Here is an 11,926-nt window from a genome sequence, read left to right as displayed (position 1 = left end):
GGGGTGAGGGGGCGATCAGGCTTCCAGGCCGCCATCAACCGGCAGGGCGGCCCCTGTTATATAGCTGGCCTGCGGGCTGGCCAGAAAAGAGACCATATCCGCAATGTCATGCGCCTTGCCGTAAGCGCCGGTGGCGACAAAGCTGCGGATCAGGGCTGCGACTTCGCCACTATCGGGGTTCAGGTCAGTATCGATCGGGCCGGGCTCCACCACGTTGGCGGTAATGCCGCGCGGGCCAAGGTCGCGCGCAACGCCTTTGGCAAAGCCACGCAGCGCGGCCTTGGTTGCGGCATATAGCGAAATACCGGGGAATGGAGCGCGTGCGCCAAAAGCAGACCCGATATAGATAATCCGCCCGCCCGTGGTCATGTATTTGGTAGCTTCCATGGTTTCAATCATGGACGCGCGCACGTTCAGGTTGAGGATATGCTCGATCTGGCTGACGCTCATTTCGTCAATCGGGCCGGAGAAGAACGTGCCTGCATTGCACACCAGCACATCGATCCGACCAAAAACCACTATGGTTTCGGCAATAACTTCGCGGTTGCCTTCCACAGAGGCACCATTGGCCTTGATGGCCAGCGCCTTGCGCCCCTGTGCACGGATTTTTTCAACGACCTGTTCGGCTGCCGTGGCGTTGCTGGAATAGGAAATGGCGATGTCATATCCGTCTGCCGCAAGCCGTTCGGCAATGGCGGCACCAATGCCACGGCTGCCGCCGGTTACGAGCGCTACACGATGTGTCATGTCTGTCTAACCTTTCCTGTTTTCAAACCGGCTCAAAGGCTTTCTTACGAAAGCCCCAGCATGAGCCGGATATTCTGCAATGCCGCCCCGGAGGCGCCCTTGCCGAGGTTATCCAGTCGAGCGGTCAGCAGGGCATGGCGGGTATGGGGGGTGCCATGCACGCGCAGTTCCATGAGGTCGCTATGCGCCAGCGCTTCGGCGGAGAGTGTGTTATCGGCCGTAACCACCCGCACATGGTCCTGTCCTGCGTAGTGGCGGGCCAGAATATCGTGCAGGTCGGCAGCGCTGGGGGCGCCTTCCAGCATGGACAGGTGCAGCGGAATGGAAACAATCATCCCCTGTGCAAAATGCCCGACCGAAGGCACAAAGAGTGGCCGTGTCGTAAGCCCGGCATGGGTATGGATTTCCGGCACATGCTTGTGTTCGAGGGACAGCCCATACAGCTCGAAAGCAGGGCCGCCATCGCGCTCATGGGCTTCGATCATCTGTTTACCGCCGCCGCTATACCCGCTGACGGCATTGATGCACACCGGGTAATGCGCGGGCAGCACACCGGCCTGAATCAACGGGCGCAGCAGGCCAATGGCACCCGTTGGGTAGCAGCCGGGATTAGAGACGCGCGGTGCCGATGAGATGGCATGCGCCTGCTCGGGCGAGAGTTCAGGAAAACCGTAAACCCATGTGGGGTCGGTTCTGAATGCCGTGCTGGCATCAAGCAGGCGTGGGGCATCAGCCCCCAGTTCAAGGGCCATGGCCTCGGCCTCGCGGGAGGCAGCGTCTGGCAGGCACAGCACCACCAGATCGGCCTCGGCCATGGCGGCCTTGCGCGCGTCACGATCCTTACGCTGGGCTGGGTCTATGGAGTGCAGGCGTACCGGCAGCGCGCGCAGGCGGTCGCGAATGCCAAGCCCGGTTGTGCCTGCTTCGCCATCAATGAATACGACTGGTTGCTGCGCCATTCTGGTTCTCCGCGTTGCGCCTGTATGCCATCCCGCCCGACCGATGGGGCGTATGCCGGGGTGCATGGACGTAAGAGCGTTTTATGGCACAATGCGCCCGCGATAAAGCCCGCATATGGCGGGGCTGGCAGAACAGGATGGATGCAGGCGGCATGACGGATTTTTCTTCTTCTGGCATGGCTGAGGCAGAGCAGCAGCTTTCACGTTTGCTGGCGCTGATGGCCCGCCTGCGCGACCCTGAGGAAGGGTGCCCGTGGGATAAGGAGCAGACCTTCGAAACCATTGCTCCTTACGCCATCGAGGAGGCGTATGAGGTCATGGACGCTATTCAGAAGCAGGACTGGCGCGCTTTCCCCGATGAGTTGGGGGATTTGCTCCTGCAGGTGGTGTATCAGGCCCAGCTTGCGCGTGAGCAGGGGTTGTTCGACTTTGCCACCGTCGCACGAATGGTGACGGAAAAAATGATCCGTCGTCACCCGCATGTCACTTTCGGCCCGGATGTTCTGTCGGTTCCTGTCCAGCAGGCAGCACCGCCTGTGGTGGAGGCGGGTGTGCCTGCTCAGTGGGAACAGTTGAAGGAGCGTGAGCGCCGTGCGGCCGGTGGGGGCGTGCAGGGGGCTCTGGCGGGCGTGCCACCGGCTTTGCCTGCGTTGCTGCGGGCATCCAAGCTAGCATCCCGTGCGGCGCGTGTGGGTTTTGACTGGCCGGATGAGCGCGGCGTGCTGGACAAGGTGCGTGAGGAAGTCGAGGAGTTTGCCGTGGAAATGGCGGGCGGAGACCATGCCCGCATGCAGGATGAGCTGGGCGATATCCTGTTTTCGGTCGCCAGTCTTGCACGGCGGCTGAAGCTGGACCCCGAGGCCTGTTTACGGCAGGCCTGCGACAAGTTCACCCGGCGGTTTGAAGGGGTGGAAGCCCGCCTGACAGACAAGGGCCTGTCCATGGCCGAGCAGGATGTGCAAACGCTTGATGCCCTGTGGCGCGAGGTCAAGCAGCAGGAGCAGGTGGGCCCGGCCTGAACGCCGAGCCCACCCTGTATTATCAGCCTGCGGTTGCAGGGGCAGCGGCCAGATAGGTCATGATCCGGCCTGCGAACGCGTTGACATCCTTGGGGGTGTCGCCGTTCTGGATACTGGCGACATCAAGCAGAATCTGCGCCAGCGGGGTAATGTCTTCCCCTGCCTGCAGGCGGGCGGCCAGCGCGTGTGCCAGCGGGTGGGCGGGGTTGAGTTCCAGCACCGGCTTGGCTTCTGGCATGGCCTGTCCGCTCCGCTGCATCAGCTTGCGCAGTTGCAGGTCCGGCCCGCCTTCGGGCGCACTCAGTACCATGGCGCTGGAAACGAGGCGGTCGGTTGCGCGCACGTCCGTCACTTCATTTTCCAGCGCGGTTTTAAGGGCTGGCAGAAGTGTGTCCATGTCCGCTTTCTGTTCAGCGGTTTCCGTATCGGGGGCGAACTTGTCGAGATCGTTCAGGCCCTGTGCGACATTGCGCAGGGTTTTGCCCTCATAGCTGCCCAGTCGTTCCGGCCAGAAGGAATCCACTGCATCCGACAGCAGTAGAACTTCGACCCCGCGTGCCTTGAAACCTTCGATCTGGGGTGAGGCCGCCAGTACGTCCACATTGTCACCCGTTACGTAGTAAATGGCGTCCTGCTCGGGCTTCATGCGGCTGACATAGTCCGCAAGGCCGGTCAGCCCTTCTACCGCGCTGGAGCGGAAACGGCTCAGCCCGGCAACCTCGGTGCGGTAGGCCGGATCATCCACATGCCTTCTTTCAGGATCGGGCCGAAGTTTTCCCAGAACGCGGCATAGGCCTGCGCATCTTCAAGGCGGGTCTTGAGGGACGAGAGCACCTTGCCGGTTACCGCCTTGCGGATACGGGCGAGAACCGGCGTGGCCTGAAGCATCTCACGCGAGACATTTAGTGGCAGGTCTTCCGTATCCACAACGCCCTGCACGAAGCGCAGCCACGGCGGCAGAATTTCAGCCTCGTCGGTAATGAACATCCGGCGCACATGCAGGCGGATACGGCTTTCACGCGTCTGCTCGCCAAACTCGAACGGGCGGGACGAGGGAATGAACAGCAGGGCCGAAAACTCCATGGTGCCTTCGGCGCGCCAGTGCAGGGTTTCCCACGGGGTATCAAAATTATGGGTCAGATGGCGGTAGAATTCCTCCATCTGCTCCGTGGTGACCTCGGAGCGGGGCTTGCGCCACAGGGCTGTGCCTTCGTTGGCGGCTTCTTCCTTGCCGTCCTGCACGATGGTGACAGGCCATGCGATATGGTCCGACCATTTGCGGATGATGGATTGCAGCCGGTAGGTATCAAGAAACTCATCGGCGTCGGTTTTGATATGCAGCGTAATGTCGGTGCCCGCTGTCTCGCGGCTGGCGGGTTCGATCGTGTAGGAACCCCGTCCGTCGGATGTCCAGCGCCACGCTTCATCGGAACCGGCTCGGCGGGAGACGACCTCAACCCGATCAGCCACCATGAAGGCCGCGTAAAAACCAACACCAAACTGGCCGATCAGGTTCGGACGGTCTTCCGGGCTGGCGTTTTCAAGCTGCTGGCCAAAGGCGCGTGTGCCCGAGCGTGCGATGGTGCCAAGGTTGGACACCAGTTCCTCGCGGCTCATGCCTGCGCCATCATCGCTGATGCTCAGCAGGCGGGCATCTTTGTCCGGGTTGATGCGGATTTTGGCCTCGTCGGGCAGGGCGCGCGCGCCATCTGTCAGCGCTTCAAACCGGCGGCGGTCCGTGGCGTCCGCCGCGTTGGCTACCAGTTCACGCAGGAAGATTTCCCGTTCGGAATACAGCGCATGCACGACCAGATCGAGCAGGCGGCCGACCTCGGCGCTGAATTCCTTGGTTTCGCTGCCCGGATGAGTAGTGCTCGTACTGTCGGTCATATTCTGTATCCTCTGTCGTGGTTCGGCATGGGTGCGGCCTGAGGGTTTCCGCCACACCCTGTTTTGCAGCATGAGATGAGGGTTTGGTCGTTCTGTTTCAATATCTTGTCATGCATTGGGGAGTGGTATTTTCAGCTCATCTGCTCAAGCAGCCGGGCCACCAGAACAGCAAGGCCCTGCGCCAGAGGCTCAAAGCCGTCATGCGGTGTGTGGGTTGCTTCAGTCATGTACAGGCTGCGGCGGATTTCAATTTGCAGCGCATGGCAGTTTTTCGGGGGGTGGCCATATTGCTGGGTAATATAGCCACCCGCATACGGTGTGTTGCGTGCGGTGCTGTACCCCAGAGCGCGCAGGGTTTGCTCGGCCCTGTCCATAATGGCTGGAGCGCAGGCCGTGCCGTGGCGGTCGCCCAGCACAAAATCCGCCGTGCCGATTTCAGCCGTGTCCGGCATGGAGTGCAGGTCCAGTAACAGGCATTGCCCATGCTGCTGATGGGTGCTGCGCAGCAGGTTGGCGAGGGTTGTATGGTAGGGCATCCAGTATGTTGCGATCCGCCGTGCCGCCTCGTTGAATGGCAGGCGGGAACGGTAAATGGCGCGGTGGCTGCCGGTAATGCGCGGAATGGAGCCAAGTCCAGCCAACCCGCGTTCTGTCGGGCGTATGAATGGGGGGATAGGGCCATGGAACATCCGCGGGTCCAGATCCCATGCGGCACGGTTCGGGTCGCACAGAACGCGCGGAAACGTGGCATGGACAAGCGCAGGGCCCAGAGCATGGGCCGGTTGCGCTAGAAGCTCCGTAAAACTGTCCTCGCCGCTGCGCAGGTCATCCAGTGGCTGGCGTGCCGTTTCTACAAACCAGTCCGGGTAGTAGCGTCCCGCATGGGGGGCCGCGAGCACGATGGGGCTTGCCGCACTGCCCTGCATGGTGATGACAGGAGGTGGCGCCTGCGGGTCTGCTGGAGGGGCATTGGCAGTTTCCTGCGGCTGCATGGCCGACAGGGAAGCACGGATTCCGCGGGACAGGACGGAGTGAACAAAATTTTTCATCTCCCCCCTTTATTGTGGGCTTGCGCTGCCAGCGCAAGCACGATACAAGGCCACACACCACAGGAATGGGCGCATAGCTCAGCGGTAGAGCACTACCTTGACATGGTAGGGGTCACAGGTTCAATCCCTGTTGCGCCCACCATTCCTGGCCGCAGAAATCAGCGGTTTATCCATGTCTCCCCTTTTAAATTTACACCACCATAAGCCCCTTGGGCTTTCTGGCATGCCCCATGTGGCCGCATGCCGTGTGCGCTGTTGATTACCCCTGATCCTCGCCGTTGATGAGGGCGCGTGGTAAAATCATGCCTGACAGGGCGACGACCATCAGCAGAACGCCCACAGTGCCGAGTGCGAAGGGCAGGCTGAGGCTCTGTGCGATAAATCCGAGGGCTGCGGGGCCGAGTAGGATGCCAGCATAGCCGAGGGTGGTGACCGCAGAAACCGCCAGATGTTCCGGCATGAGCTTCTGCCGACCAACGGTGGAATACAGAACCGGCACGATATTGGCACAGCCAGCCCCTACCATAGCATAACCGCACAGAGTTAATTGCCAGACAGGGACTGTTGCAATCAGCAGCATGCCCAAAGCGCCCATCAGGCTGCCTGCTGTTACTAGCGTGCGGCCCGGCACGCGGCGTACCAGATGGTCTCCCAACAATCGGCCTGCTGTCATGGTGCAGGCAAAGGCGACATAGCCCAACCCCGTATAGCGCATGTCTACATGGCGGATTGTGGCCAGAAACACTGCACTCCAGTCGATTGCGGCCCCTTCTGCCAGAAACACGATAAAACACATGATCCCGATAATCAGAACCACACCATGCGGTATGGCAAAGGGCTGGTTGTCGCCGGAACTGGTGTGGCTGGTAAACAGGCCGGGCAAGGCCAGAATGCCACCCAGTAGTATCAGAACGGAAACAGCGCTGCATGCGATTGTGGGCGATAGTCCAAGGCTCAACAGAGTGCTGACGCCCGTAGCCCCCGACAACCCGCCGACACTGAACAGGCCATGAAAGCCCGACATCATGGTGCGCTGGCACGCCCGCTCGACAAGAATTGCCTGCACGTTAATCACGCAGTCGATCGACCCGATCCCGGCACCAAAAATAGTCAGTGCCACCGCGAGCAGAGGGACTGAACTGGATGTGGCTAGAACAGGCAGGACACAGCAGACAGCAAGGGTTGAAAAAGCCACAATCCACCGGCAACCCAAACGGCCAGCCAGCGCGCCGGCTACAGGCATAGCAATGATCGAACCCGTGCCAAGGCAGAGCAGTAACAGGCCCAGATGAGCATCTGTTAGGCCGCATCTGAGCTTTACGTAAGGGATGATGGGAGCCCAGGCGGCACCAGCAAACCCGGCGATGAGAAAAGCCAGACGGGTGGAACGTTGAGCCTGTGTCGAGGCGGGCAGGGGATTATCCAGCAGTGACAAGGGTAAAACCTCGGTAGGTGCGCAGGTATAAAGCCATTGGCAGGCGTGCTTGCAAGCAGCGGGCTACTCTTGCAGGCTCAGGCGGCCTGAGCAAGGCTGGGCCAAAAAGTGCTTACGGATAACAGTGCTCAAGTCAGGGATTTGACCATGGTACAGTTTGATTTTCTGCCCTGCGATGTGGCACCACGATTGGATGCGGTATATTCAGATATCGCGTTCTATGCTGAAATTATTTATCCTTTTTCGTATGGTGATAAAAGAACATCTATGCAGGAAAGCATAGAATCTCGATTGGGAATCAGTGAAACATTTCCGAGGGTCAATATTGGGGAAATGCAGTTGGGTCTCAGGGTAGGATATATCGTAAATTCATTTTATATTTATTATGGTAGAATAAAAAATGAACTCTTTAAATATGAGGGTGCTTTTGAAAGCGGGCCGCTTGTATCGCTTGTGATGCAGAAGAGTGAACCACCGCAGGATGATATCGATTTCAAAGAGGATATTTCTATTGAAATTGATAGAGAGCAGCGCATCGTGTGGATTGGTTTCGGGCGTAGGGCTAATAGACATAAGGTTTTTTCGATTTCGGGTGATTGTGTCATTCATGTTGATGAAAACAATCATCTGGTTGATATGGTTTTTCGAAATGTCCAGTGGTCTGGTCTGGAAACTGAACTGGCACGACCTTCTCAGGGGCCGGGTACGCTGCGTCTGCTCTGGTCAGGCTTGGTTCGATCCGTGCGCAGGCTGTTCTGATTGAATGATCTGATTTTCAGATTGGAATCATAGATAAATGGCATTGGAAAGATTGATCCCGGTTGCGTATTTTGGATGCGAAGGGGGAAGCCATGACGTTAGAGCAGCTTCGTATTTTCATTGCCGTTGCTGAACGCCAGCATGTCACGCGGGCGGCTGAGGCGCTGCATATTACCCAGTCTGCTGCTAGTAATGCCATTGCCGCGCTGGAGGCTCAGTATGGCGTGCCGCTTTTCCATCGTATCGGGCGGCGTATCGAACTGACCGAGGCCGGAGCTATGTTTCTTGATGAAGCGCGCGCTGTGCTGGGGCGGGCCTCGGCGGCTGAGCTTGCCTTGGCTGACTATGGCGCATTGAAACGTGGCACATTGCGGGTCGTCGCCAGTCAGACGGTTGCAAGCTACTGGCTCCCCGCAAGGCTTGCTGCCTTTCATGCGCGCTATCCCGGCATTGCGATTGAACTGAGCATCGATAATAGCGAGGGGGCGGCCCGGCGTGTTCTGGACGGTGTTGCGGAACTGGGGGTGGTGGAGGGCACGATTAACGAACCCGCTCTGGCTTCATGGACAGTGGGCGAGGACAGGATGCTCCTTGTCGGGGCATCGGCTGGTCAGGTGGTGGATGAGGGCTGGCTTCGTGCAGCGCGCTGGATTGTGCGTGAGCAGGGGTCTGGCACGCGTTCAACATTCGAGGCGGTGCTACGCGCGCGGGGGTTCGATCCGCAGGATATGAACATTGCGATGGTCATGCCTTCCAACGAAGCGGTGTGCAGTGCTGTCGAGGCTGGAGCCGGTGTTGCCGTTCTTTCGGAATTTGTGGTGCGCCGTGCGCTGGCGGTGGGAGACCTGCATGAATATGCGCTGCCAATGCCAGCCCGGCCTTTTCACGCATTGCGGCACAAGGAGCGCTATCGGACACGTATGGCCGATGCGCTGGTTGCTATTCTTAGGGAGAAACAGCAATGACTCTCTCGAATGCTATCAAAAAAAGCCCTGATATTTTTGCGACATTTGGAAAGCGATGCGGCTCGCGTGAAGTTATTCGCCAGTTTACGCCAAACTGGTTTGCAGCAACCATGGGTACCGGCATTCTGGCGCTTACCCTGCCGCAAATGTCTGGTATTGGCCCGTTGTTGAGGCCTGTGGGTGAAGGGTTGTGGTTTGTCACGATCGGGCTTTTCCTGCTTTTTAGCGCGCTTTATGCTGCCCGCTGGATTTTGTATGGGCAGGAGGCCAGACGTATCTTCGGGCATTCTGTCGCATCGATGTTTATCGGCACGATCCCGATGGGGCTTGCAACTATTATCAATGGATGTTGTGTTTTTGGATTAAGCCTTTTTGGTTCTTCCATTATTCCGGCAGTGCAAGCCCTTTGGTGGGTGGATGTGGTCATGGCATTGGCCTGCGGTGTTGGTATTCCTTATCTGATGTTCACCCGCCATCAGATAAGCCTCGATAGTATGACGGCTGTATGGCTGCTGCCTGTTGTTGCTGCCGAGGTGGCCGGTGCAACAGGGGGGCTGCTCGTGCCCCATCTGGCTGATGCCAATGCTGGGTTTGTTGTTCTGATAACGTCTTATGTGTTGTGGGCGTATTCTGTTCCTATTGCGCTCAGTATCCTTGCAATTCTTATTTTGCGTATGGCGCTTCATAAACTGCCACATGAGAGCATGGCGGCATCGTGCTGGCTGGCGCTGGGGCCTGTTGGAACGGGGGCACTGGGTATGCTGGTAATGGGGGAGGATGCACCGGCTGTTTTTGCGGCCCATGGTCTCGCCCGGATCGGTGTGATCGCACAGGGGGTAGGCGTCATGGCGGGGCTTGTCCTGTGGGGGCTGGGGGTATGGTGGCTGGTGCTTGCCCTGCTGATTACCGGTCGTTATCTGCGCAGCGGTATTCCGTTCAATCTTGGTTGGTGGGGCTATACGTTTCCACTGGGGGTTTATGTGGCGGCGACCTATCGGCTTGGTTTGATGCTTCACCTCGCAGTTTTTGGATATATCGCCACGGTCCTGACCCTTGTGCTGGCGTTTCTGTGGCTGGTTGTCGCGTGCAGAACACTCGCCGGGGCATGGAAAGGGGATTTGTTCGTATCGCCCTGCATAGCAACACGGATGTAATGGAATCAAAAAAACCGCGTATACCTGTCCCTATATTTCAAGGGCAGGTATGCACCAGCCATACAATTAGTTTTCGGGGAACCATGGCTGTGGGCGGGGGCTTAGGTTCAGGTTCTCCTTGGCTTTGCGGTTGCATGCACCTGTCAGGCTGTTCTGGTAATAAACGCCTTCCTCCCCTGCCAGCCGGAGGGCGTCCTGCAGGGGTAAAGAGGCCGGGGGCGGGGCCTTGGCCCAGCGGGCGTAAGCGGGTAGCCAGTCGCAAAATCGGGTCGGCTGATCATCAACCACATTATATAAACCGACGGGTGCTGTTAAAGCCGCGATAGTGGCCTGAGCTGCATCATCGACATGGATAAAGGAAAAAACGCTGCTGCCAGCGCCCATAAGCGCAACATCACCATTTTTCATATGTGTGCTGAAGGCGCCGTCTGGCCAATACCATGTGCCGGGCCCATAGAAAAAGCCATAGCGCAGCGCAATTTCTTCCATGCCGGCGGCCGTTAGAACCCGCTTTTCCAGTGCAGCATACATGCGCGCACTTTCTCCAATATTGCCGGGAGCATGAATACGCAGGGGCGAGGTTTCTGTGGCCAGTGTATCATTCCCATCCAGATAAAAACCGCAGGATTGCTGGATGTAACGTTTGACCTTCCATGCCTGTGCCGCGTCAAACAGGTTGCCGCCGCCTTCCAGCCGGAGCTGACGATCCGCGGCGAGCCTGTTCGGCAGGTCAAAAGGACTTGCGGGGAGCGAGGTCAGTTGGTCGATAACCACATCCGGGCGGATTTGCTCAAGCACGGCAAACAGGTCTGAACGATCGAGCGCATTGGCTTGTACAGGGTGGCCGCCATGGGCCTCGATGGTTTCGAGGCTTTCTACTCGGTTGGCCAGTCCCCAGACTTCATGCCCTGCATCGCGCAGGCGTGTTATCAGGGGGCGGCCCAGGGCACCGCTGGCTCCGGCAACAAGAATTTTCACGACAGGTTCATATCCTTTTTCAAATACTCTTGCTTTTCGGGAGCGGTTGGGTTGTTTCTGCGCGCCTGCGTTGTCTGACCTTACCGGTGCGGCGGGTTTGTGCGCGTTCATCAAGCCATGACCGGGCTTCTTCAAAAAACGGCGGGGGAGCCTTGTCCCGCACGGAGTGCGCCAGATCCGCAAGTGATGTTTGCGCCAGTTCCTGCCGCATGGCCTGTTCGGCCCGTAGCATGGTGGCGTGGATAGCGCAGAGGCCCCGCGTAGCCCATTGGGGTGGTTTCTCGTGAAAAAGCGCGCAGCGTCCGCGAATTTCCTGACAGTTGAAAAGGCTTTTTTCGCCTTCAACAGCGTGGACGACATCAAGAACACTGATATTTCCAGCGGGTCTGGCCAGCCTGTAGCCCCCTTTCAGCCCTTCAGCGGCGATCAGCAGGCCCGCCTTTTCAAGCCGGGGTAGAAGCTTGGCCATGAAGCAGGAGGAATGGATTGAAGCTCCGCCAGATCAAGGCTGCTGACAGGCTCGGGGTTGTTCACTAGCCAGAGCAGACTGTGCAGGACATATTCGGTGCTTGCGCCATAGAGTGCCATACGCGGATAATATTGGTCTGCGTTTTGATTCGCAAGCCTTGTCTGGTGCCGCGGCTTGGGTGCCCAGTGGCGGGGTTTGCTGCAACTGGCCGTATCTATGGAGTTTTTGATTGCCGACAGCGTGACGTGATGGAGCTTTTTGCGTTCTCTGGGCGTTGTGGGGCTGAGCCGTATTTTCGCCACCAGTTCTGGCCTATAGGAATAAGAGAGAGCAGCCAGTGCATGGGGAACATGTCCGGCTGTTATGGAGGAGATCATATGAAGACGAAAGCCGTTGCGTGGGTTCTGGTTGCATGCCTTGGGGCAGCGCCAGTCAGTGCATTTGCAGGCCCCGGTGGGGGTGGTCCCGGTGGTGGGCCGGGCGGCGGCGGCCCCGGCGGGGG

11 protein-coding genes, 1 tRNA gene and 1 pseudogene are annotated in these 11,926 nt (G+C 58.6%); 5 read left to right on the top strand and 8 right to left on the bottom strand.

Annotated elements, in window-relative coordinates; translation table 11 throughout:
• Positions 1-15: 15 nt before the first annotated feature.
• Positions 16-747 (bottom strand): SDR family oxidoreductase, encoded by a 732-nt coding sequence (locus JCM25143_RS04975; protein WP_025860239.1) that lies wholly within the window; start codon positions 745-747, stop codon positions 16-18.
• Positions 748-791: 44 nt separating this feature from the next.
• Positions 792-1,706, bottom strand: coding sequence for an N-acetyl-gamma-glutamyl-phosphate reductase (argC, locus tag JCM25143_RS04970; RefSeq protein WP_025860238.1), 915 nt, complete (start codon positions 1,704-1,706; stop codon positions 792-794).
• 137 nt (positions 1,707-1,843) lie between these two features.
• On the opposite strand from argC, the gene mazG reads away from it, so the two are divergent.
• Positions 1,844-2,725 (top strand): nucleoside triphosphate pyrophosphohydrolase, encoded by an 882-nt coding sequence (mazG, locus tag JCM25143_RS04965; protein ID WP_025860237.1) that lies wholly within the window; start codon positions 1,844-1,846, stop codon positions 2,723-2,725.
• Between the two features lie 22 nt (positions 2,726-2,747).
• Here mazG and htpG read toward each other — a convergent pair.
• Both htpG and JCM25143_RS04955 read right to left on the bottom strand, forming a co-directional pair.
• Positions 2,748-4,615: pseudogene (gene htpG, locus JCM25143_RS16985) on the bottom strand (molecular chaperone HtpG).
• Between the two features lie 131 nt (positions 4,616-4,746).
• On the bottom strand, positions 4,747-5,607 hold the full coding sequence (locus JCM25143_RS04955) for an N-formylglutamate amidohydrolase (protein WP_234394988.1): 861 nt from the start codon (positions 5,605-5,607) through the stop codon (positions 4,747-4,749).
• A gap of 124 nt (positions 5,608-5,731) precedes the next feature.
• Between JCM25143_RS04955 and JCM25143_RS04950 the strand changes: the two genes are divergently transcribed.
• Positions 5,732-5,806, top strand: a tRNA-Val gene (locus JCM25143_RS04950).
• Positions 5,807-5,923: 117 nt separating this feature from the next.
• On the opposite strand, the gene JCM25143_RS04945 is transcribed toward JCM25143_RS04950, so the two are convergent.
• A complete protein-coding gene (locus tag JCM25143_RS04945) occupies positions 5,924-7,099 on the bottom strand; it encodes an MFS transporter (protein ID WP_025860235.1) in 1,176 nt (391 codons plus the stop codon).
• Between the two features lie 147 nt (positions 7,100-7,246).
• On the opposite strand from JCM25143_RS04945, the gene JCM25143_RS04940 reads away from it, so the two are divergent.
• The 3 genes from JCM25143_RS04940 to JCM25143_RS04930 all read left to right on the top strand — a co-directional run bounded on the left by JCM25143_RS04940 (position 7,247) and on the right by JCM25143_RS04930 (position 9,977).
• A complete protein-coding gene (locus JCM25143_RS04940) occupies positions 7,247-7,858 on the top strand; it encodes a hypothetical protein (protein WP_025860234.1) in 612 nt (203 codons plus the stop codon).
• Between the two features lie 92 nt (positions 7,859-7,950).
• Entirely contained in the window at positions 7,951-8,823 is an 873-nt protein-coding gene (locus tag JCM25143_RS04935) for a LysR family transcriptional regulator (RefSeq protein ID WP_025860233.1), read from the top strand.
• Entirely contained in the window at positions 8,820-9,977 is a 1,158-nt protein-coding gene (locus JCM25143_RS04930) for a TDT family transporter (RefSeq protein WP_025860232.1), read from the top strand. The genes JCM25143_RS04935 and JCM25143_RS04930 overlap by 4 nt, the downstream gene beginning before the upstream one ends.
• Positions 9,978-10,043: 66 nt before the next feature.
• On the opposite strand, the gene JCM25143_RS04925 is transcribed toward JCM25143_RS04930, so the two are convergent.
• From JCM25143_RS04925 to JCM25143_RS23510, 3 genes are read right to left on the bottom strand one after another with little or no spacing between them, the layout of a single operon-like run.
• Positions 10,044-10,955 carry an NAD-dependent epimerase/dehydratase family protein gene (locus JCM25143_RS04925; RefSeq protein ID WP_025860231.1) on the bottom strand — a complete coding sequence of 304 codons (912 nt, stop codon included), beginning with the start codon at positions 10,953-10,955 and terminating at the stop codon, positions 10,044-10,046.
• 19 nt (positions 10,956-10,974) lie between these two features.
• Positions 10,975-11,424 (bottom strand): RrF2 family transcriptional regulator, encoded by a 450-nt coding sequence (locus JCM25143_RS04920; protein WP_025860230.1) that lies wholly within the window; start codon positions 11,422-11,424, stop codon positions 10,975-10,977.
• A complete protein-coding gene (locus JCM25143_RS23510; protein WP_234394986.1) occupies positions 11,382-11,801 on the bottom strand; it encodes a hypothetical protein in 420 nt (139 codons plus the stop codon). Before JCM25143_RS23510 ends, JCM25143_RS04920 begins: the two co-directional genes overlap by 43 nt.
• Between the last annotated feature and the right edge of the window lie 125 nt (positions 11,802-11,926).

Origin of the sequence: Acetobacter papayae JCM 25143 (assembly GCF_000613285.1) — a bacterium.
Classification (GTDB): Bacteria; Pseudomonadota; Alphaproteobacteria; order Acetobacterales; family Acetobacteraceae; genus Acetobacter; species Acetobacter papayae.
Note: the sequence above shows the minus strand (reverse complement) of the source record. Positions and strands in the feature narration are given on the sequence as shown.

Bases quoted from the DNA above. Each gene is read 5' to 3' on its own strand.
- JCM25143_RS23510 (WP_234394986.1), bottom strand. From the start codon at position 11,801: ATGATCTCCTCCATAACAGCCGGACATGTTCCCCATGCACTGGCTGCT.
- JCM25143_RS04975 (WP_025860239.1), bottom strand. From the start codon at position 747: ATGACACATCGTGTAGCGCTCGTAACCGGCGGCAGCCGTGGCATTGGT.
- argC (WP_025860238.1), bottom strand. From the start codon at position 1,706: ATGGCGCAGCAACCAGTCGTATTCATTGATGGCGAAGCAGGCACAACC.
- JCM25143_RS04920 (WP_025860230.1), bottom strand. From the start codon at position 11,424: ATGGCCAAGCTTCTACCCCGGCTTGAAAAGGCGGGCCTGCTGATCGCC.
- JCM25143_RS04930 (WP_025860232.1), top strand. From the start codon at position 8,820: ATGACTCTCTCGAATGCTATCAAAAAAAGCCCTGATATTTTTGCGACA.
- JCM25143_RS04955 (WP_234394988.1), bottom strand. From the start codon at position 5,607: ATGCAGCCGCAGGAAACTGCCAATGCCCCTCCAGCAGACCCGCAGGCG.
- JCM25143_RS04935 (WP_025860233.1), top strand. From the start codon at position 7,951: ATGACGTTAGAGCAGCTTCGTATTTTCATTGCCGTTGCTGAACGCCAG.
- mazG (WP_025860237.1), top strand. From the start codon at position 1,844: ATGGATGCAGGCGGCATGACGGATTTTTCTTCTTCTGGCATGGCTGAG.
- JCM25143_RS04940 (WP_025860234.1), top strand. From the start codon at position 7,247: ATGGTACAGTTTGATTTTCTGCCCTGCGATGTGGCACCACGATTGGAT.